General features: G+C 71.7%; 22 protein-coding genes. 18 read left to right on the top strand and 4 right to left on the bottom strand.

What is annotated here, in order from left to right:
- The first annotated feature begins 105 nt into the window (after positions 1-105).
- The 7 genes from EDF48_RS18445 to EDF48_RS18415 all read left to right on the top strand — a co-directional run bounded on the left by EDF48_RS18445 (position 106) and on the right by EDF48_RS18415 (position 5,304).
- Positions 106-993: an aminoglycoside phosphotransferase family protein gene (locus EDF48_RS18445; protein WP_131881878.1), complete on the top strand. Its 888-nt coding sequence runs from the start codon at positions 106-108 to the stop codon at positions 991-993.
- A 124-nt stretch (positions 994-1,117) separates the two neighbouring features.
- Complete coding sequence (locus tag EDF48_RS18440; protein WP_131881876.1) at positions 1,118-2,311, top strand: zinc-dependent alcohol dehydrogenase; 1,194 nt, start codon at positions 1,118-1,120, stop codon at positions 2,309-2,311.
- Positions 2,311-3,396, top strand: coding sequence for an NAD-dependent epimerase/dehydratase family protein (locus tag EDF48_RS18435; protein WP_131881874.1), 1,086 nt, complete (start codon positions 2,311-2,313; stop codon positions 3,394-3,396). Before EDF48_RS18440 ends, EDF48_RS18435 begins: the two co-directional genes overlap by 1 nt.
- Before the next feature lie 183 nt (positions 3,397-3,579).
- Positions 3,580-3,933 (top strand): SHOCT domain-containing protein, encoded by a 354-nt coding sequence (locus EDF48_RS18430; RefSeq protein WP_123294873.1) that lies wholly within the window; start codon positions 3,580-3,582, stop codon positions 3,931-3,933.
- Complete coding sequence (gene ccmI / locus EDF48_RS18425; protein WP_123294874.1) at positions 3,930-4,184, top strand: c-type cytochrome biogenesis protein CcmI; 255 nt, start codon at positions 3,930-3,932, stop codon at positions 4,182-4,184. Before EDF48_RS18430 ends, ccmI begins: the two co-directional genes overlap by 4 nt.
- A 9-nt stretch (positions 4,185-4,193) precedes the next feature.
- Positions 4,194-4,604 (top strand): DUF6314 family protein, encoded by a 411-nt coding sequence (locus tag EDF48_RS18420; RefSeq protein ID WP_123937310.1) that lies wholly within the window; start codon positions 4,194-4,196, stop codon positions 4,602-4,604.
- A gap of 34 nt (positions 4,605-4,638) precedes the next feature.
- Positions 4,639-5,304, top strand: coding sequence for a pentapeptide repeat-containing protein (locus EDF48_RS18415; RefSeq protein WP_123937311.1), 666 nt, complete (start codon positions 4,639-4,641; stop codon positions 5,302-5,304).
- Positions 5,305-5,366: 62 nt separating this feature from the next.
- On the opposite strand, the gene EDF48_RS18410 is transcribed toward EDF48_RS18415, so the two are convergent.
- Positions 5,367-6,353: an NAD(P)/FAD-dependent oxidoreductase gene (locus tag EDF48_RS18410; RefSeq protein ID WP_131881872.1), complete on the bottom strand. Its 987-nt coding sequence runs from the start codon at positions 6,351-6,353 to the stop codon at positions 5,367-5,369.
- A 67-nt stretch (positions 6,354-6,420) separates the two neighbouring features.
- Here EDF48_RS18410 and EDF48_RS18405 point away from each other — a divergent pair, with 67 nt between their 5' ends.
- The gene (locus EDF48_RS18405; protein ID WP_123339097.1) at positions 6,421-7,029 is read left to right on the top strand and encodes an XRE family transcriptional regulator; all 609 of its coding nucleotides are present in this window, start codon (positions 6,421-6,423) and stop codon (positions 7,027-7,029) included.
- 26 nt (positions 7,030-7,055) lie between these two features.
- On the opposite strand, the gene EDF48_RS18400 is transcribed toward EDF48_RS18405, so the two are convergent.
- A complete protein-coding gene (locus EDF48_RS18400; RefSeq protein WP_131881870.1) occupies positions 7,056-7,733 on the bottom strand; it encodes a hypothetical protein in 678 nt (225 codons plus the stop codon).
- A gap of 95 nt (positions 7,734-7,828) precedes the next feature.
- Positions 7,829-8,584: a glycosyltransferase family 2 protein gene (locus EDF48_RS18395; RefSeq protein WP_131881868.1), complete on the bottom strand. Its 756-nt coding sequence runs from the start codon at positions 8,582-8,584 to the stop codon at positions 7,829-7,831.
- A 52-nt stretch (positions 8,585-8,636) separates the two neighbouring features.
- Here EDF48_RS18395 and EDF48_RS18390 point away from each other — a divergent pair, with 52 nt between their 5' ends.
- From EDF48_RS18390 to EDF48_RS18365, 6 genes are read left to right on the top strand one after another with little or no spacing between them, the layout of a single operon-like run.
- Entirely contained in the window at positions 8,637-9,062 is a 426-nt protein-coding gene (locus tag EDF48_RS18390; protein WP_131881866.1) for a MarR family winged helix-turn-helix transcriptional regulator, read from the top strand.
- A 56-nt stretch (positions 9,063-9,118) separates the two neighbouring features.
- On the top strand, positions 9,119-9,760 hold the full coding sequence (locus EDF48_RS18385; protein ID WP_131881864.1) for an MBL fold metallo-hydrolase: 642 nt from the start codon (positions 9,119-9,121) through the stop codon (positions 9,758-9,760).
- A gap of 55 nt (positions 9,761-9,815) precedes the next feature.
- Positions 9,816-10,505: an HAD family hydrolase gene (locus EDF48_RS18380; protein ID WP_131881863.1), complete on the top strand. Its 690-nt coding sequence runs from the start codon at positions 9,816-9,818 to the stop codon at positions 10,503-10,505.
- A gap of 40 nt (positions 10,506-10,545) precedes the next feature.
- Positions 10,546-11,028 (top strand): GNAT family N-acetyltransferase, encoded by a 483-nt coding sequence (locus EDF48_RS18375; protein ID WP_243698153.1) that lies wholly within the window; start codon positions 10,546-10,548, stop codon positions 11,026-11,028.
- Positions 11,029-11,078: 50 nt separating this feature from the next.
- On the top strand, positions 11,079-11,699 hold the full coding sequence (locus EDF48_RS18370) for a TetR/AcrR family transcriptional regulator (RefSeq protein WP_243698152.1): 621 nt from the start codon (positions 11,079-11,081) through the stop codon (positions 11,697-11,699).
- Positions 11,696-13,399: an MDR family MFS transporter gene (locus EDF48_RS18365; protein ID WP_131881860.1), complete on the top strand. Its 1,704-nt coding sequence runs from the start codon at positions 11,696-11,698 to the stop codon at positions 13,397-13,399. The genes EDF48_RS18370 and EDF48_RS18365 overlap by 4 nt, the downstream gene beginning before the upstream one ends.
- A 219-nt stretch (positions 13,400-13,618) precedes the next feature.
- On the opposite strand, the gene EDF48_RS18360 is transcribed toward EDF48_RS18365, so the two are convergent.
- Positions 13,619-14,617, bottom strand: coding sequence for a LacI family DNA-binding transcriptional regulator (locus EDF48_RS18360; RefSeq protein ID WP_243698151.1), 999 nt, complete (start codon positions 14,615-14,617; stop codon positions 13,619-13,621).
- 163 nt (positions 14,618-14,780) lie between these two features.
- On the opposite strand from EDF48_RS18360, the gene EDF48_RS18355 reads away from it, so the two are divergent.
- From EDF48_RS18355 to EDF48_RS18340, 4 genes are read left to right on the top strand one after another with little or no spacing between them, the layout of a single operon-like run.
- Positions 14,781-15,809 carry a nucleoside hydrolase gene (locus EDF48_RS18355; protein WP_131881858.1) on the top strand — a complete coding sequence of 343 codons (1,029 nt, stop codon included), beginning with the start codon at positions 14,781-14,783 and terminating at the stop codon, positions 15,807-15,809.
- Between the two features lie 5 nt (positions 15,810-15,814).
- Positions 15,815-17,245: an MFS transporter gene (locus EDF48_RS18350; RefSeq protein ID WP_123294886.1), complete on the top strand. Its 1,431-nt coding sequence runs from the start codon at positions 15,815-15,817 to the stop codon at positions 17,243-17,245.
- Entirely contained in the window at positions 17,242-18,123 is an 882-nt protein-coding gene (locus EDF48_RS18345; protein ID WP_131881856.1) for a ribokinase, read from the top strand. Before EDF48_RS18350 ends, EDF48_RS18345 begins: the two co-directional genes overlap by 4 nt.
- A 9-nt stretch (positions 18,124-18,132) precedes the next feature.
- Positions 18,133-19,077 (top strand): Ppx/GppA phosphatase family protein, encoded by a 945-nt coding sequence (locus tag EDF48_RS18340; protein WP_123294888.1) that lies wholly within the window; start codon positions 18,133-18,135, stop codon positions 19,075-19,077.
- Positions 19,078-19,086: the final 9 nt, after the last annotated feature.

Genomic DNA, 19,086 nt, shown 5'->3' with positions numbered 1-19,086 from the left:
GACGCGGCCAGGAGGCCCGGTGCGCGGCCGCCCCGCCGGTCACCCGTGCAGGCGGCCGGCCCGACCCCCGTGGGCCGGTCCGCGGTGTCGGCCTACCCTGGGGCCATGCACACCGAAGTGCCCCGGATCGACGCCGCACTCGTGGAACGACTCGTCGCGACGCAGTTCCCCGAGTGGAACGGCCTGCCCGTGCGCGAGGTCGACCACCAGGGGTGGGACAACCGCACGTACCGACTCGGCGACGCGCTGTCCGTCCGGCTGCCGAGTGCCGCCGGCTACGTGCCCGGGGTCGAGAAGGAGCAGGACGTCCTGCCGTACCTGGCACGGCGGTTGGACGTCGCGGTCCCCGAGCCGGTCGGTCTGGGCGAACCGGGCGAGGGGTACCCGTTCCCGTGGTCGGTCAGGCGGTGGCTCGACGGGACGGTGGCCGCGCGTGCGGTCGACCTCGACCACGAGCGCTTCGCCGCCGACGTCGGCGCGGTGCTCCGGCAGCTCCGGAGCCTCCCCGCCACCGGGGGCCCGACCGCCGGCGTGCACTCGTTCCACCGTGGCGAGCACCCCTCGGTGTACGGAGCCGAGGTCGTCGCGGCGCTCGACACCCTGGGCGCGCAGGTCGACCGTGCCGCGTGCGAACGCATCTGGGACGACGCGGTCGCCTCGACCTGGGACCGTCCGGGGGTCTGGTTCCACGGGGACGTGGCGCCGGGCAACCTGCTCGTGGACGACGCGGGACGCCTCGCCGCCCTGATCGACTTCGGCACGTGCGGGGTCGGCGACCCGGCCTGCGACCTCGTGCTCGCGTGGACGTTCCTCGAGCCGGCGGCGCGCCCGGTGTTCCACGAGGCCGTGGGGCTCGACGCCGACGCGTGGGCGCGGGCGCGCGGCTGGGCGCTGTGGAAGGCGCTCATCATGCTCGCGGGTAGTGCCGGTCCGGGCGACCGCGCGGAGCACGAGCGCGTGCTCGCCACGATGCTCGCGGATCCGGTCGTCTGACCGGGCGGCGGAGCCCCGAACCCAGGCGGGGCTGTGAACGCACCACGGGGCGGGCGCGTACCGAGGAGGGAGAAGCGAGCCGCGCCTCCCGGCCGGCCCGAAGCGACCACGAGAGGAACGCGACGTGCGCGCACTGACCTGGCAGGGCACCGAGAAGGTGTCCGTCGAGACCGTCCCCGACCCGACCATCCAGGAACCGACCGACGCGATCGTGCGGATCACGTCCACGGCGATCTGCGGCTCCGACCTGCACCTGTACCGGGTCCTCGGCCCGTACATCGACAAGGGCGACGTCCTCGGCCACGAACCCATGGGCATCGTCGAGGCGGTCGGCAGCGCCGTCACGAACCTGAAGGTCGGCGACCGGGTCGTCGTCCCCTTCAACATCTCGTGCGGTCACTGCTGGATGTGCAAGAACGGCCTGCAGTCGCAGTGCGAGACCACCCAGGTCACCGAGTACGGCTCGGGAGCGGCGCTCTTCGGCTACACGAAGATGTACGGCCAGGTCCCCGGCGGCCAGGCCGAGTACCTCCGGGTCCCGCACGCGGACTACGGCCCCATCGTGATCCCGGACGACGGCACGCCCGACGACCGCTGGCTGTTCCTCAGCGACATCCTGCCCACCGCGTGGCAGGCCGTGCAGTACGCGAACGTGCCGGAGGGTGGCACGCTCGCGGTGCTCGGACTCGGCCCCGTCGGCCAGTTCGCCGCCCGCATCGGCAAGCACCTGGGCTACCGCGTGCTCGCCGTCGACCCCGAACAGGTCCGCCGCGACCTCGGCGCGAAGCACGGCGCCGAGGTGTTCGACCTGACCAAGGACACCGTGCCGGAGCTCGTCGACCTGACCGACGGCCGCGGCCCGGACGGTGTCGTCGACGCCGTCGGCATGGAGGCGCACGGCAACCCCGTCGCCGGCTTCGCGCAGCGTGCGGCCGGGCTGCTGCCCGATGCGCTGGCGCAGAAGGCGATCGAGGTGGCCGGCATCGACCGGCTCGCAGCCGTGCACGCCGCGATCGACCTGGTCCGTCGCGGCGGCACCGTGTCCCTGAGCGGCGTCTACGGCGGCATGGCCGACCCGATGCCGATGATGACGCTCTTCGACAAGCAGATCACCATCCGCGAGGGGCAGTGCAACGTGAAGCACTGGATCGACGACATCATGCCGCTCGTGCAGGACCCGTCGGACCCGCTCGGCACGCTCGACCTGACCACGCACCGGGTGTCGCTCGAGGACGCCCCGCACATGTACGAGGTGTTCCAGAAGAAGCAGGACGGCTGCGTGAAGGTCGTGCTCGACCCCGCCCTGGCCGCCGCCTGATGCGGATCGTCGTCGTCGGCGGGACCGGCAACGTCGGGACGGCGGTGCTCCGTCGGCTCGCGGAGGCGCGGGTCGCCGCGCGGGCGGACGAGGCTTCGCCCGGTGCCTCCGACAGCGACGGGCGCGGCGGCAGCGTCGAGATCGTCGGGGTCGCGCGGCGGCTGCCGGACGTGCACGCGGAGCCGTACGGTTCCGCGGTCTGGCACGCCGTGGACATCGGCGCGTCCGACGCTGTCGGCCAGCTCACCGCGGTCTTCACCGGTGCCGACGCCGTGATCCACCTGGCCTGGGCGCTGCAGCCGACGCACGACATCCCGATGCAGCACCGGACGAACGTCACAGGCACCGCGAACGTTCTGTCGGCCGTGGCGCGAGCAGGGGTGCCACAGGTCGTCGTCGCGTCGTCGGTCGGGACCTACCGAGGCGTCGACGCCGCGGGCAAGCGGACCCCGGTCGACGAGAGCTGGCCGACCGACGGCATCCCCACCGCGACGTACTCGATCCACAAGGCCGCGAACGAAGCGGCGATGGACGCGTTCGAGGCAGACCATCCGTCCGTGGTCGTCACGCGGCTGCGCCCGGGGCTGATCTTCCAGCGGGACGCCGCCGCCGAGATCCGCGGGCTGTTCCTCGGACGCCTCGTGCCGATGTCGATCGTGCGGTGGATCCGGTGGCTCGTGCTGCCCCTGCCGTACCCGTTCGTGTTCCAGGCGGTGCACGCCGACGACGTCGCCGACGCCTACTGGCGGACCGTCGATCAGCGGGCCGGCGGAGCGTTCAACATCGCTGCGTCGCCCGTGCTCAACCCGCCGCGGTTGGCCCGGGCCTTCGGCATGCTCGGTGCCGTGCGGATCCCGCTCGGACTGCTGCGCGGGATCGTGACGCTGACGTGGCGGCTGCGGTTGCAGCCGACGGACGCCGGCTGGATCGACATCGCGGCCGGCGTGCCGATCATGCGGACCGACCGTGCCCGGTCGGTGCTCGGATGGGAGGCCCGGCACACCTCCGAAGACGCGTTGCGTGCGCTCGTGGCCGGGTTCGCGGACGGTGCGCACGTGGCCGCGTCGGATCCGCTGCGGGGGTAGCTGGGCTGGGCTGGGCTGGGCTGGGCGGGGGCTGCCGGGGCGTACCGGGTGCTTTCGGGCGTACCTGGTCGGAAGTTTCGACCAGGTACGCCCGATACCGATTCCCATCGCGGGTGTCCTGGGAAGGAACGGGCGCTCGGGTCGCGCTACGATTCGCTCGTCGTTGTGAGAAGGGGGAGCGCGATGGTGCTCAGTTGGTCGGCGTTCGGTGAACTCGAGGGACCGGGCGGCTCGGGGATGCCCGACCTGTTCGGCGGTTGGTTCGGCATCGCGTTCGGGGTCGTCGCAGCCCTGACGATCCTCACCACCCTGACGATCGTCGTCCTGACGCTCTACCGGGGCAAGCGGATGGCCGACCGCGGTCAGAACCCGCTCACCATGCAGGAGGACATCGCGTACCAGGCGATGCAGAGCCGGACGCTCGCGCCCGAGAAGCCGCTCGAACAGCGGCTCGCCGAACTCGACGACCTGCACGCTCGCGGTGTGATCTCCGACGAGGAGCACCGGGCGGCCCGAGCCGAGGCCCTGCGCGGATGATCGCCTCCGAGGAGCTGCACAACCCGCTCATCCCGCCGCTGTACGACATCGTGTGGAGCGTGGCGATGGGGCTCATCGTGGTCGCCGTCGTCGTCACCGTGTGGATCGCGGTCGTCCGGAGCCGTCGCTCGAACGGTGCGCCCCGGACGCTCCGCGAGCAGCGGTTGGCGGAACTCGACGACCTGCACGCTCGCGGTGTGATCTCCGACGAGGAGCACCGGGCAGCGCGAGCCGAGGCCCTGCGCGGTTAGCCTGGGGCGGTGCTGTTGCCGACGGACCTGCTGGGGGAGTGGGTGCTCCGCCGGACCCTGGACGACCGGCGTGCCGGCGTGCAGGGCATCGTCACCGGCACCACGACGCTGACCGCGGTCGGCACGGACGAGGTGCGCTGGGACGAAGCGGGCGTGATGACCTTCGGCGGCCGGACCACCCCGGTGTCCCGGACGCTGACCGTCCGGCGGGACGATGACCACGCGTGGACCGTGCACTTCGCTGACGGCCGGGTGTTCCACGACTGGGTGTGGGGCACGAGCGTCGCCCACGCCTGTGCTCCGGACGACTACACCGGGGCACTGGACGGCGACGAGCAGCGGTGGACCGTGCGCTGGGAAGCCCGGGGCCCGGCGAAGGACTACCGGCTCGACAGCGTGCTGACCCGGTTGCCGGCGTGACCACGACGTCACCGGCACGCGCCAGACTGAGTCCATGGCACGTTCCTCCGGCACCGAAGCCCCGCGCATCACCCTGACCGAGCCCGTCGACCTGCAGGACTGGGTCCCCGGACCCGGCGACGTCCTGACCGGCGACCGCATCGAGGGGAAGCGCATCGGCGTGCTCGACCTGGCCGGTGAGCGCCTGCCCGACCTCGAGATCGAGGAGTGCGTCATCGACACGCTCCGGGGCGACGGCGCCGACTTCCGTGGCCTGCGGGTGCACGACTCGATCATCGACACGCTCGACGCTCCGGTGCTGCGGGCGTCGAGCAGTTCGTGGCGTGAGGTCCGGGTGTCCGGCGGTCGCATCGGTTCGGGCGAGCTGTACGACTCAGGGTTGAACGGCGTCGAGTTCGTCGGGATGAAGTTCGGGTTCGTGAACCTGCGCGGATCGACGCTCACCGATGTGGTGTTCCGCGACTGCGTCATCGACGAACTCGACATCGCGGACGCCAAGCTGCTCCGGGTGTCGTTCGAGGGCAGCAGCATCCGCGACGCCGAGGGGTCCAACACCCGGATCGACCACGTGGACCTGCGGGGTGCGGACCTCGACCGGGTCGAGCGCCTCGAGGGGTTCCGCGGTGCGACGATCGGCGCCGACCAGCTGTACACGCTCGCCCCGCTGCTGGCGGCGCAGGCGGGCTACCGCGTCGACTGACGTCTGCCCCGAGTCTCGGGGTGGACGACACTCCTCGCGGCTCCGAGCGCGAGGACTGTCGCTCAGGCCGAGACTCGCCCGGAGCCCGCCGCGGCGGCCAGCGCTGCCGCGAGGTCGGCCTGCACCAGGTCGCCGTGGGCCGCAGCCCCGGCCTGGACCCCGGCGGCAGCGGACGCGATGACCGTCGCCATCGGGGCAGCCACGTTGCCGGCCGCGTACACACCGCGCACCGAGGTCTGCCCGGCCGGGTCGACCGTCAGCGCGCTCGCGTACCGGAAGTCACCCATGAACTGGTCGGTGGCGACCAGGCCGAGCCCGGACAGGAAGTCCACGCTCGCCTCAGCGGTGCTCGCCGCGGCCAGGGCGTCGAGTTCGACGACCTCGCCGGAGCCGAGCGTGACCCCGGTCAGCGTGCCCTCTGACGACAGGACCTGCGTGACCGTGTCGTCCACGACCTCGATCCCGCGGGCCCGCAAACCGGCCAGGGCGGTGTCGTCGACGAGTGCCGGATCGGTGACGAACGCCGTCACGTGCTCGCTCAACGCCCGGAACATCAGCGCGTGGTGCACGCCGTTCGGTGTCGTCACGAGCACGCCGATGCGCTGGTCGCGGATCTCCCACCCGTGGCAGAACGGGCAGTGCACGACCCCGCGCCCCCACTGCTCGGCCAGGCCGGGTACCTGCGGCAGGACGTCCACGGCGCCGGAGGCGACGACGAGCCTGCGGGCGGTGACGACCGTGCCGGGGTCCAACGTGACCGAGAAGCCGACCGGGTCGGTGCCGTCACCCGTCGTGGCGGACGCGGCCACGATCCTCCCGGCCGTCACCTCGACTCCGTAGGCGGCGACCTCGCCGCGACCGATCGCGGACAGCTCGGCGGGGGCGACGCCCTCGCGCCCGAGGTAGTTGTGGGCGCCGGCCGACGGCGCGTTGCGGGGCTCGCCCGCGTCGACGACGAGGACGGAGCGGCGGGAGCGCCCGAGGGCGAGGGCGGCGGAGAGGCCGGCGGCTGCTCCGCCGATGACGATGACGTCGTAGTGATCACGCATGCAAGGAGCATGCGGCCGATGGGTCGCGGACAGCAAAAAACCTTGCTGATGTGGCAAACTGGACAGCATGTCCCACGGCCCGCAGGAACCAGTCGCCCCCCGCACGACCGCCCAGGTCGTCGACGGGGTGGGGCCGCGGTTGCGCGCGCTCCGTGCCCACCGGGACGTCACGCTCGCCGCCCTGTCGGAAGAGACCGGGGTGTCGGTGAGCACGCTCTCGCGGCTCGAGTCAGGGCAGCGCAAGCCGACGCTCGAGCTGCTGCTCCCACTGGCGCGGGCGTACCAGGTGCCGCTCGACGACCTGGTCGGAGCGCCCCAGACCGGCGACCCCCGGGTGCACATGAAACCCGAGGTGCACGGCGGCCGGGTCGTCGTGCCGCTGACTAAGCGAACCGGCGGCGTGCGGTCGTTCAAGCAGCTGTTCCCGCCGAACACACCGGGCGGTGAACCGTCGCTCAAGACGCACGAGGGGTACGAGTGGCTCTACGTGCTGTCCGGCCGCCTGCGCCTGGTGCTCGGCGAACACGACCTCGACCTCGGGCCGGGGGAGGTCGCCGAGTTCGACACCCACACCCCGCACTGGATGGGCAACGTCACCGATTCGGTGACCGAGGTGCTGTGCCTGTACGGGCCGCAGGGGGAGCGGGCGCACGTGCGGTCGCGACCGACGCGCTGACCCGCTGGCCCGCGGGCCCGCTCGATCTACGCCGTGAAGACGTGGTCCATGACGTCGTCGAGGAGACCCGAGGTCTCGATGTTCGACTGCTGGATGTGGATGCCGATGTCACCACGCGTGAAGTAGGTGTCCCCGTCGGTGACGGGGTACTGCTCGTTCTTCGACACCTTCTGGCACTGGTAGCCACCGGCCTCGTTGCCGCAGTCGTAGCCGTCGTCCGGCAGCTTCTGCAGCGCTGCGCTCGCGGTTGCCGAGTCCACGACGTCGACCGCGATCGACAGGTAGGAGATGTCGGCCTGCGGTTCCCGCCACACGCAGTACAGACGCTTGCCGTCGGCCTGCAGGACGGGGGTGAAGGCGCTCTTCGGGATCGCGACCGGGTCGCCGACGACCGAGGGGTCGTTCAGCGGAGCGGAGGCGAACGCGTCGTCCCACTTGCCGGCGGTGATGAGATCGGTGCAGCTCGTCGGCACCGTGCCGCCGTCGTAGTCGACCCCGGGGACCTGCGTGATCGTCGATGTCGGCTCCGGAGTGCTGCTCGGGCTGGCGCTCGGTGTGCCGGTGCTCTCCGCCGTCGTCGCGGACGGCGTACCCGGCCCCGCTGGTGCGCTCTGGGCGCAGCCCGTCAGGGCGAGTCCGACCGCCAGTGCCGCCGTCAGCGTCGCCGTGATCCCGGATGTCGTCGTGCGCGCTGATCGCCGCATCGTTCCCCCTCGTTCGTCGTGCGGACGTGCCCGCACAATAGAACGTAGGCGGACGCGCTGACGGCGTCCGCAAGCGTCACCGTTCCGTGACCCCGTCAGCGGGTGCGCCACCCGCGCCGCACCCGCAACCCGGCGCGCACCCGCCGCGCCCACCGACGCACCGGGTTCGCCCGCCGGCCGTTCACGCGGAACGTGTGGAAGGCGCGTCGCGTCCGCAACAGTGCGGACGGGAGGCCCGACAACGGTCGCGCGGACACCTGCACCGTGAGCACGGGGTCGGCCACCACCCGCCAGGCCGGGTCGAGCTGCATGCTCAGGTCGACGTCGTCGTGCACCTCGGGGTCCTCGCGGTGCGCTCGGCTGCGGACCGCGTCCCAGGTCCACCGCCGCATCGCCATCGCGGAACCGAACAGCGGTGGGCGGCCGAGCGCGGCCCACATGAGCGCGAAGTACGGCCGCATGTAGACGGCGTCCCACAGTCGGCCGATCAGCGGTCCGCCGTCGTGCGGGCATCCGGGCCCGGTCACCGCGACGACCGACGGATCGGCCAACAGCCGCACCGCGTCGGCGATCCACCCCGGCGGCGGGACGGAGTCGGCGTCGAGCCGGACGAGGACGTCTCCGGAGGCCCGGTCGTAGCCGCGCGCCGAGGCTCGGGCGATGCCACGGATGCGTTCGGTGAGCACGATCGCCCCCGCTGCCTGGGCGACCTCGGCACTGGCGTCCCGGCTGCCGTTGTCGACCACGACGACCTCGTCGGCGAGCAGCGTCTGGCCTGCGAGGGCGTCGAGGCAGCGTCGCAGGTGCGCAGCGTCGTCGCGCACGGGGATGACGACGGAGACGCGGACCATCCTCCGATCCAACCGGAGGTCCGCTGTGCGGCCACGCGGTAGCGTTCCGGGCATGGACCGGACCGACGAACTCGCCGTGGAGCTCCGGCACGCGATCGGTCGCGTCGTGCGCGCTGCGAGACGGGAGGCGGACTCGCTGCCGACCGCCCACGCGACGACCCTCGGGTTCCTCGAGCGCGAGGGGCCGATGCCGATCGCCGAGCTGGCACGTCGCCGGGCGGTGAAGCACCAGGGGCAGTCGCGCACGGTCGGGGAGCTCGCCGACCTCGGGTACGTCGAGCGGACGACGTCGGACACCGACCGCCGCGTGTCGGTCATCCGCATCTCCGACACCGGCAGCGAGGTCCTCCGCCGGGACATGACGGCGCGGGCCGACTGGTTGGCGACGGCGATCCGCGAGGAACTCGACGACGAGGAACGCGCGGCCCTCGAACGCCTGCCCGGCATCTTCGAACGGTTGGCCCGGCGCGTCGACTGAGTGCTCCCTCACCCGGATCGGCCACCAGAAGTACAACACAGTTGTAGTGTTGTCGCATGGAGCTGACGAAGTACAACCACGCCACCGTCGTCCTCGAGCAGGACGGCACCACCCTCGTCATCGACCCGGGTACCTTCACGCCCGAGGCTGCTGATCTTGCCGGCGCTGCCGCCGCGGTCCTCATCACCCACGAGCACGCCGACCACTTCGACGTCGACGCCGTCCGTGCCGGGCTCGACGCGAACCCGTCGCTCGTGGTCCGCGGGCCGGCGGCGATCGTCGAGCAGCTGGGTGACCACGACGGCCGCGTCGCTGCGGTCCGTGCCGGTGACGCGTTCGAGGTCGGGCCGTTCTCCGTGCAGGTCTTCGGCGAGCAGCACGCCGTCATCCACCGCGACATCCCGACGATCGCGAACGTCGGGTACCTCGTGAACGGCACCGTCTTCCACCCGGGCGACGCCTATCTCGTGCCGGGGGTCCCGGTCGGCACGCTGCTCATCCCCACGAGCGGCCCGTGGGCGAACACCGCCGCCGCCGTCGACTACGTCCGCGAGGTCGCGCCGCAGCGCGCGATCCAGATCCACGAGCTCCTGCTGAGCGACGCGGGACAGCAGATGAACGTCCGCATGCTCGGGACCGACGGTCTCGGCGGCGTGCCGACCACGATCCTCCAGGCGGGTGAGCACGTCACCGTCTGACGGACGCGACCGTGCTCCTGGGAGGCGATCCGCGCCTCCCGGGCAGCATGGAGGGATGTCCGACGCTCCCTCGACCGCAGTCCTCTTCGACATCGACGGCACGCTCGTCGACTCGAACTACGCCCACATCGATGCCTGGTGGCGCGCTGCCCGCGCAGCGGGTGAGTCCGTGGACGCCTGGCGGATCCACCGCGCGATCGGCATGGACTCCGCGAAGCTGCTCGAGACGCTGCTGCCGGACGCGTCCGACGAGACGCGCGACACCGTCAAGCAGTTCCACACCGCCTACTTCGCCGAGCACATGCCCCAGCTGCGGCTGCTGCCGGGCGCCCGTGACCTGCTCCGTGCGGTCGCTGAGGCCGGGCACGCCGTCGTCCTGGCGACGAGTGCTCCGGAGCACGAACTGACGCGGCTGCGCGAACTGCTCGACGCCGAGGAGTGGCTCACCGCGGTGACGAGCTCCGAGGACGTCGAACAGGCGAAGCCGGACCCCGGGATCATCCAGGTGGCGCTCGACCGGGCCGGTGTGCGTGCGGACGCTGCCGTGATGGTCGGCGACGCGATGTGGGACGTCGAATCGGCCGGACGCGTCGGCGTGACCTGCGTCGCGGTGATGACCGGCGGCATCGGCGGCGACGAACTCCGCGGCGCCGGCGCTGCCGAGGTCCACGACGACGCCGCTGCCGTGCTCGCCGCGCTGCGGTCCGGGGACGGCGCGATCGCCGCGCTGGGTGGGCGCGCGTGAGCGTGCACCGCTGCCGGCATCCGTGACAGGATCGTCGACCGTGATCACGATCGAACGCGTGTCCTGGGACGACCCCCGATCCGTGGTGCTCCGCGCCCGCATGGACGACGAGATGCACGAACGCTACGGTTCGTCGAACGGCGACGAGGACCCGGCGATCACGGCCGAGCGGAGCCGCGCGCTGTCCGTCGACCCGTCGACCGTGGTCGCCTCGGTCCTCGCCCTCGACGAGTCCGGCGAGGCCGTCGGGCACATCGCGATCCGGCGTCTCGGTGACGAGGTCGAGCTGAAGCGGCTGATCGTGCTGACGTCCGCCCGCGGCAAGGGAGCCGCCACCGCACTGCTCGACGAGTGCGAGCGCATCGGCCGCGAGCTCGGCACGCCACGGCTGATCCTGCAGACCGGTGACAAGCAGCCCGACGCGGTCGCCCTGTACGAGAAGACCGGGTGGAGCCCGATCCCGGTCTACGCGCCGTACGCGGCGACGATGCCGTGGTCGTTCTGCTTCGAGAAGGCGCTCTGAGGCTTCCCGCCCGTATTGCACTCTCAGGGAGATAGTGCAATTCTTGCTCGGTGAGCACCACCGAACGCACCCGCGCACTGCGCCGACGCATGATCGTCGAAGCGCGTCGGGCGACCGTCGAGCACGGGTTGAGCGGTTTCACGATCGAGCAGCTCTGCGAGACCGTCGGGGTGTCACGGCGCACGTTCTTCAACCACTTCGCGTCGAAGGACGACGCCGTGCTCGGCATCGAGCTGCACGCCGACGTCGAGGCGATCGACCGGTACGCCGAGGGCGGGATCGTCCCCGGCGGACTCGACCCGCTCGACTCGATCGTCGCGCTGGCGATCGACCAGTTCCACCGTGTCGGCATCGACCGGTCGGACGAGGTCCTGGTGCGCCGGGTCTTCGAGCGGGAGCCGGCGCTCGTCGCGCGGTTCCTGTCGGCCACCGATGTGCAGCTCGCTCGGATCACGGACGCCGTGCGGCTGCGGTTCGGATGGGACGACCCCGCCGACCGCCGTGCGCGCCTCGTCACCGAGGCCGCCGCCGGGCTGCTCAAGGTGACGGCGGAGACCTACTTCGACGACGCCTTCGACGAGACCACCGGCCCGCCGTTCGACGAGCTGCTCACCCAGAACCTCCGCCTGATGAGGGCGGCCATCACCACCGGACAGGACTCCACACCATGAGCGCAACCGCGCCGGGCACCACCAAGCGTGCCCGCCCCGGCACCGACGGGCCGCTGCTGCTGACGCAGCGCCGGATCTGGATCATCTTCTCCGCGCTCATCGCGGGGATGCTGCTCTCCAGCCTCGACCAGACCATCGTCTCGACGGCGATGCCCACCATCGTCGGCGAACTCGGCGGCGTCGCGCACCAGGCGTGGCTGACGACCGGGTACCTGCTCGCCTCGACCATCGTGATGCCCGTCTACGGCAAGTTCGGTGACGTCCTCGGCCGCCGCAACCTGTTCCTCATCGCGATCGCCTTGTTCACCATCGCGTCGGCCGGGTGCGCCTTCGCCGGCGACTTCACGCAGCTCGTCGTGTTCCGCGCCATGCAGGGGCTCGGCGGCGGCGGCCTGATGATCCTGTCGCAGGCGATCATCGCCGACATCGTGCCCGCCTCGCAGCGTGGCAAGTACCTCGGCCCGCTCGGTGCGATCTTCGGCCTGTCCGCGATCGGCGGCCCGCTCCTCGGTGGCTTCTTCGTCGACCACCTCACCTGGAACTGGGCGTTCTACATCAACATCCCGGTCGGCATTGCGGCGTTCTTCGTGGCGTGGTTCGCGCTGACCCTGCCGAACAAGAAGGCGACGAAGCGCATCGACGTGCTCGGCGTGCTCTTCATGTCCGCCGCGACCACGTGCCTGGTGTTCTTCTCGGAGTTCGGCGGCAGCAAGGACCACGGCTGGGACGCCCCCGAGACCTGGGCGTGGTTCGCCGGGCTCGTCGTCTCCGCCGCGCTCCTCGTGCTCGTCGAGTCCCGTGCGCAGGACCCGGTCCTGCCGCTGTCGTTCTTCAAGAACCGCACCTTCCTGCTCGCGACCGGCATCGGCCTGGTGCTCGGCATCGGCATGTTCGCCGCGATCGGCTTCGTCCCGACGTTCCTGCAGATGGCATCAGGCACCTCGGCCGCGGTGTCGGGTCTGCTGATGCTGCCGATGATGGTCGGCCTGATCGGCACCTCGATCGCGTCCGGCAACCTGATCACCAAGACCGGCCGCTACCGGATGTTCCCGATCATCGGCACGGTCCTGGTCGCCATCGCGATGCTCGCGATGACCCAGCTCGCCGCGGCCACCCCGATCTGGCTGATCTGCGCGTACCTGTTCGTCTTCGGCGCCGGGCTCGGACTGATCATGCAGGTGGTCGTCCTGGTCGCGCAGAACGCCGTGCCGGCCGAGCAGGTGGGCACCGCGACCTCGACGAACAACTACTTCCGCGAGGTCGGCGCCTCCCTCGGGACCGCCGTGTTCGGTGCCCTGTTCACGGCCCGGCTCACGACGTCGCTCACCGACGTGTTCACCGGGGCCGGCGGTTCGGCGACCGATGCGGCGTCGTCGGCGGGCAGCATCGACCCCGCGACCGTGGCGAAGCTGCCCGAGGCAGTGCAGGACGGCATCGTGAACGCGTACGCCGACTCGCTGGCGCCCGTGTTCTGGTACCTGCTGCCCTTCATCGCGGTGGCGTTCCTGCTCGCACTGTTCCTGCCGCAGATCACGCTCTCCGACACGGCCGGCATGGTCGCCCGTGGCGAGGCCGTCGGTGGCGACGAGGCCGACGAGCTCGAGCGCGCGCAGCGCGCGAGCCGGGCGGAGTCCGTTTCGGCGGAGTCCGGGTCGTCGAGTAGTGAGACGCCGGCGTCCCGCCGGGACGCCTCCGACTGAGCGAGACGCCGCCGAATCCGGCGGCGTCCTGCGGATCGCGGGGCGCGTTGTGGAGACGACGGCGTGCTGACGGGAGGCGCGGTGCCAGCTGGTACCGCGCCTCCCGTCCGTCGTCCGGTCGCGTCCACTGCCGCGGCCAGCGTTTTGCGGTGAGCGACACCTCGCGCGTTCCAGCACGCGTGAGGTGTCGCTGAGCGCGTGAGGTCGCGCGACCGGGCGCTACGCGCCGGTGCTCGCGCGCCGGACCAGGCGGGTGGGGAGCGCTACCGGCTCGGCCGCGGTGCCGTCGAGCGTCGCGAGCAGTCGTTCCGCGGCAGCGCGCCCGAGGTCGGCGCCGGGCAGGGCGACGCTCGTCAGGGCGGGGGCCGTGACCGAGGACGACGGCAGGTCGTCGAAGCCGGCGACCGCGAGCTCCCCGGGAACCGCGATGCCGAGCGAACCGGCGACGCGCAGGACACCGTAGGCGAGCGTGTCCGCTGCCGCGACGACCGCGGTGACGTCGTCGTCCTGCCAGGCCTCGATGACGTGCTCGGTGGCCGAGGCTGCGGCGTCCACGGTGAGGTCGGCGCGGGCGGTGACCTCGGACACGGTGATGCCCGCGGCGGCGCACTCCTGCTCGAAGAGTTCGCGGCGGACGCCGAACGTCGTCGCGCGCGAGGTCCCGTCGAGGTACCCGACGCGGCGGTGCCCCTGTTCGTGCAGGTGCGCGACGAGGTCGTGGACGCCGAGGGAGAGGTCGTAGTTGACCGCTTCGGAACCACCGGGGGCGTCGAGGAGCACCACGGGCACGCTCGCCGACATCGACTCGCCCGCGGCCGGGGCGTCGACGAGGATGCCCGCCGGACGGAGGCGTTCGAAGCGGCGGACGTCGGCTGCCAGGGGCTGCGCGCCGCGCTCGGTGACCGACAGCACGAGCTGGAACCGGTCGCCGATGGTGTCGCGCACGCCGCGGATGACCTCGGCGAAGAAGGGGTTCGACAGGTCGGGGGCGATGAGGACGACCAGGTCGCCGCTGCCGCGCGCCAGGGAGCTCGCGGCGTGGTCGACGACGTAGCCGAGCTCGTCGACGGCGTCGCGCACCCGCGTGGCGATGGGGACGGAGACCCGGCCGCGGTCCTTGCCGTTGACGACCAGGGAGACCGTGGCGATGCTCGTTCCGGCGCGCTCGGCCACCATGGCAGCGGTCACACGGCGGCCCGGAGCGACGGATGAAGGCACGGGTCGATGCTACCGAGGACGCCTCGACGACTTGACGTCAAACGCTTGACGTGTTTCGATGTCAAACGCTTGACGCGCTGCGTGACGACGCTCTGTCGAATCGCGGATCCCCACCGTGTCGAGCACAGACCCCTCGATTCCCCGAAGAAGTGGAGCGCCCAGCGTGCCCAGTGCGACCCAGACCGCCGCGACCCAGCCCGCGAAGATCATCCTCGACTGCGACCCCGGCCACGACGACGCCGTCGCCATCCTGCTGGCCCACGGCAACCCGGACATCGAGCTCCTGGCCGTCACCACCGTCGTCGGCAACCAGACGCTGCCGAAGGTCACCCGCAACGCCCTCGCCGTCGCGCGCATCGCCGGCATCACCGGGGTGCCGTTCGCCGCGGGCGCCGATCGTCCGCTCCTGCGCCAGATCGAGGTCGCGCCGGACATCCACGGCGAGAGCGGACTCGACGGGCCGATGCTGCCCGAGCCCTCGTTCGAGCTCGACCAGCGGCACGCCGTCGACCTGATCATCGAGACGGTCATGGCGCACGAGCCCGGCACCGTCACGCTGGTGCCGACCGGCGGCCTGACGAACATCGCCCTCGCGGCCCGCAAGGAACCCCGCATCGTCGAGCGCGTCAAGCAGGTCGTGCTCATGGGCGGCGGCGTGCACGTCGGCAACTGGAGCCCCGTCGCCGAGTTCAACATCGTCATCGACCCCGAGGCCGCGTCGATCGTCTTCGACGCCGGCTGGGACGTCGTCATGGTCGGACTCGACCTGACGCACCAGGCCCTCGCCACCCCCGAGGTCGCCGCACGCATCGCCGCCGTCGGCACCGCCCCCGCCGCGTTCGTCGGCGAGCTGCTCGACTTCTTCGGCCAGACCTACAAGGACGCCCAGGGCTTCGACGCCCCGCCGGTGCACGACCCCTGCGCCGTCGCCTACGTCATCGACCCGACCATCGTCCGCGCCGTGAAGGTCCCGATCCACATCGAGACCCAGGGCACCCTGACGCTGGGCATGACCGTCGCCGACTTCCGTGCGCCCGCGCCGGAGGACTGCCGGACGAGCGCCGCCATGGAGCTCGACCACGAACGGTTCTGGGACCTGGTCGTCGACGCCCTCGAGCGCATCGGCGAGACCCCTGACACCGGCTGGACCCCGCGCGCCGCCACGACCACCACCACGACCTCGGAGATCTGAGCACCATGACCACCACATCGACGAAGAAGTCGATCGGCGCCCTCACCGCGGCGCTCCTCGCAGCGTGCATCGCGTTCCAGCTCAACGCGAGCATGCTCAGCCCCGCGCTGGTCACGATGGCGCGCGAGCTCAAGACCGACGACGCCACCATCGGGCTATCGCAGACCCTGTACTTCACGCTCGCGGCACTGTTCTCGCTGTTCCTGCCGCGCCTGTCCGACATCGTCGGCCGCAAGCGCGTCCTGATCGGCATGCTCGCCGTGATGCTCGTCGGCAGCATCGTCGCCGCACTCGCCGTGAACGTGCCGATGCTGTTCGCCGGCCGGATCATCCAGGGTGTCACCGGTCCGGTCGTCCCGATCTGCCTGCTCGTCCTGCGCAACGAGATCGCCGACCCGAAGCGCTACGGCGCCGCGCTCGGTCTGCTCACCGCCGTGAACGGCGGCATCGCCGGGGTCGATGCCCTGGCCGGTGGCTGGATCGCCACGAACTTCGGGTTCCGCGGGATCTTCTGGGTCATCGCCGTCGTCACCGTCATCGCGCTGGCGCTCGTCGCCGTGTGGGGTGTGGAGTCGAAGCCGTCCGCCGGTACCCGGATGGACTGGATCGGTGTCGTGCCCCTCGTCGTCTCGGTCGGGGCCCTGCTCACCGCGTTCAACGAGGCCGGCAAGCTCGGTGCCGCCAACCCGGCACTGGTGATCGGCGGTGTCGTCGTCGCGCTCGCCGCCTTCGCGGTGTTCTGGGCGGTCGAGTCCCGCGTGAAGGAGCCGCTCGTCGAGACCCGGTTCCTGAAGCGCCGTGCCACGTGGGCGCTCCTCGCGACGACGTTCCTGACCATGACGGGCGTCTTCGCGGTCGTCAACGGTCTCGTCACGTCGCTCGCGCAGAACGGCGACGCCGGCTTCGGCATGGAACCCGACCTCGCCTCGCTGGTGTTCCTCACCCCGTACGCGCTGGTCGGCTGGATCGTCGGTCCGTTCGCCGGACGCCTCGCGCCGACCATCGGCTACCGCGCCGTGCTCCGCTTCGGCCTGATCGGCAGCATCGTCTCGACGGTCCTGATGGCACTGGTGGGCGTGCACTCGCTGCCGGTCCTGGTCACCGCGACCGTCCTGATCGGCATCACGTACGCCGGCATCGCGAACATCATCCTGAACGGCCTGGGCATCGTGCTCTCGCCGGAGTCGAACCCCGGCTTCCTGCCCGGTCTGAACGCCGGTGCGTTCAACCTCGGTGCCGGGGTCAGCTTCGCCGTCCTGCCGGCGCTGCAGATCGCGCTCGGGGTCGGCGGGTCCGCGGGCACCGCCGGGTACTCGGGTGGCATGCTGCTCGGTGCCGTGATCACGACCGCCGCGCTCGCGATCTCGTTCCTCATCCCCCGCCCGGAGAGCGCCGAGACCACGTCCGTCGCGCCGCAGAAGGAGACCGTCCGTTGACCCAGACCATCGTGATCGTCGGATCGCTCAACGCGGACCTGGTGGTCCGGACCGAGCGGTTCCCGAAGCCCGGTGAGACCCTGCACGGGTCCGACCTGGCGATCCTGCCGGGTGGCAAGTCCGCCAACCAGGCGGTGGCTGCCGGGAGGCTCGGGGGCACGGTCCGCATGATCGGTGCGGTCGGCGACGACGGGAACGGTGCACTGCTCCGCGACTCCGTCGCGGCTGCGGGTGCGGACACGACGCACGTCGCCGTCCGGGAGGGCGTGGCCACCGGCACCGCCGTCATCACGGTCGACGCCGCGGGGGAGAACACCATCGTGATCTCCGCCGGCGCCAACGGCACGCTGACGCCGGACGACGTGCCCGCCGACGCATTCGACGACGCCGGCGTGCTCGGCCTGTGCCTCGAGGTCTCGATCGACGTCGTCCTCGCCGCAGCCCGGGCAGCGCACGCCGCCGGGGTCGCGGTGCTGACGAACCTGTCGCCGTTCGGGGACGTCCCCGCCGAGCTGCTCGAGCTCACCGACGTCCTGCTCGTCAACGAGCACGAGGCCGAGTCGCTCGGCGAGCACGGTGTCGCGCGCTCGATCGTCACCCGCGGCGGCTCGGGCTGCGTCGTGCACGACGGTGAGGCGGACCCGGTGTCGATCGACGCCGTCCGGGTCGAGCCGGTGGACACGACGGGCTGCGGCGACGCCTTCATGGGTTCGGTGGCCCTGCGGCTGGCGGCGGGGGACTCCCTCGTCGACGCCGCACGGTTCGCGGTGGGGGTCGGGGCGTACGCCGCGACCAAGGCGGGCGCACAGGCCTCGTACCCGACCACGGCGGAACTCGAGGCGTTCCTGCGGGCGGAGGACGGGCCTCCAGGCAGCTAGCGTTGTGGCATGCGCGTGGGAGTCCTCGACATCGGGTCCAACACCGGCCACCTGCTCGTGGTGGACGCCCACGGCGGCGCCGCGCCGCTGCCGGCGTCCTCGTTCAAGCAGCCGCTGCGACTGGCCGAGCACCTCGACGACGCCGGCGCGGTGACGCCCGAGGGCGTCGACGCGCTGACGCGGTTCGTCGCGGACGCCGTCCGCGTCGCCGAGGAACGCGGCTGCGAGGACATGCTCGCCTTCGCGACCTCGGCCGTGCGCGACGCGGTGAACTCCGACGAGGTGCTCGCCCACGTCGAGGCCTCGACCGGCGTGGAGCTGGCCGTCCTGTCCGGTGGTGACGAGGCGCGACTGACGTTCCTGGCGGTCCGGCGGTGGTTCGGGTGGTCGGCCGGACGTCTCGCGGTGTTCGACATCGGCGGTGGGTCACTCGAGATCGCCGGGGGCGCCGACGAGGCGCCGGACGTCGCGTGGTCGATGCCGATCGGTGCTGCACGGCTCGCCCGCTCGTACTTCGCCGCGGGCACCCCGACGGAGGACGACGTCCGCCGCATCCGGCACGAGATCCGCGTGGAGATCGCCCGCGACGCCGGCAAGTTGCTCCGCGCCGGTCGGCCGGACCGTGCCGTGGCGACCTCGAAGACCTTCCGGTCGATCGCGCGGATCTGCGGGGCGGCGCCATCGGGTGCCGGTCCGCTCGTGCCGCGGGTGCTCGACGGTGACGTGCTCCGGTCGAAGCTGCCGGCGCTGCTGACGATGTCGGTCGACGAACTCGCGACGCTGCCCGGGGTGTCGGCGAGCCGTGCGCACCAGGTGGTGCCGGGAGCGCTCGTGGCCGAGGCCTGCCTCGACATCTTCGACCTGCCGGCGCTGGAGATCTGCCCGTGGGCGCTCCGCGAGGGCGTGATCCTCGAGCGGCTCGACCAGCTGTCGGTGCTGGGCAACTCCCAGTAGTGACCATTA

It is taken from the genome of Curtobacterium sp. PhB191 (genome assembly GCF_004346515.1).
GTDB lineage: Bacteria > Actinomycetota > Actinomycetes > Actinomycetales > Microbacteriaceae > Curtobacterium.
This window is presented reverse-complemented; position numbering and strand designations above follow the sequence as displayed.

What these genes read in the sequence shown, in the direction of transcription:
- EDF48_RS18365 (WP_131881860.1), top strand. Translation starts at nt 11,696, where the DNA reads ATGAGCGCAACCGCGCCGGGCACCACCAAGCGTGCCCGCCCCGGCACC.
- EDF48_RS18390 (WP_131881866.1), top strand. Translation starts at nt 8,637, where the DNA reads ATGGACCGGACCGACGAACTCGCCGTGGAGCTCCGGCACGCGATCGGT.
- EDF48_RS18405 (WP_123339097.1), top strand. Translation starts at nt 6,421, where the DNA reads ATGTCCCACGGCCCGCAGGAACCAGTCGCCCCCCGCACGACCGCCCAG.
- EDF48_RS18445 (WP_131881878.1), top strand. Translation starts at nt 106, where the DNA reads ATGCACACCGAAGTGCCCCGGATCGACGCCGCACTCGTGGAACGACTC.
- EDF48_RS18410 (WP_131881872.1), bottom strand. Translation starts at nt 6,353, where the DNA reads ATGCGTGATCACTACGACGTCATCGTCATCGGCGGAGCAGCCGCCGGC.
- EDF48_RS18400 (WP_131881870.1), bottom strand. Translation starts at nt 7,733, where the DNA reads ATGCGGCGATCAGCGCGCACGACGACATCCGGGATCACGGCGACGCTG.
- ccmI (WP_123294874.1), top strand. Translation starts at nt 3,930, where the DNA reads ATGATCGCCTCCGAGGAGCTGCACAACCCGCTCATCCCGCCGCTGTAC.
- EDF48_RS18415 (WP_123937311.1), top strand. Translation starts at nt 4,639, where the DNA reads ATGGCACGTTCCTCCGGCACCGAAGCCCCGCGCATCACCCTGACCGAG.
- EDF48_RS18380 (WP_131881863.1), top strand. Translation starts at nt 9,816, where the DNA reads ATGTCCGACGCTCCCTCGACCGCAGTCCTCTTCGACATCGACGGCACG.
- EDF48_RS18395 (WP_131881868.1), bottom strand. Translation starts at nt 8,584, where the DNA reads ATGGTCCGCGTCTCCGTCGTCATCCCCGTGCGCGACGACGCTGCGCAC.
- EDF48_RS18385 (WP_131881864.1), top strand. Translation starts at nt 9,119, where the DNA reads ATGGAGCTGACGAAGTACAACCACGCCACCGTCGTCCTCGAGCAGGAC.
- EDF48_RS18350 (WP_123294886.1), top strand. Translation starts at nt 15,815, where the DNA reads ATGACCACCACATCGACGAAGAAGTCGATCGGCGCCCTCACCGCGGCG.
- EDF48_RS18435 (WP_131881874.1), top strand. Translation starts at nt 2,311, where the DNA reads ATGCGGATCGTCGTCGTCGGCGGGACCGGCAACGTCGGGACGGCGGTG.
- EDF48_RS18340 (WP_123294888.1), top strand. Translation starts at nt 18,133, where the DNA reads ATGCGCGTGGGAGTCCTCGACATCGGGTCCAACACCGGCCACCTGCTC.
- EDF48_RS18430 (WP_123294873.1), top strand. Translation starts at nt 3,580, where the DNA reads ATGGTGCTCAGTTGGTCGGCGTTCGGTGAACTCGAGGGACCGGGCGGC.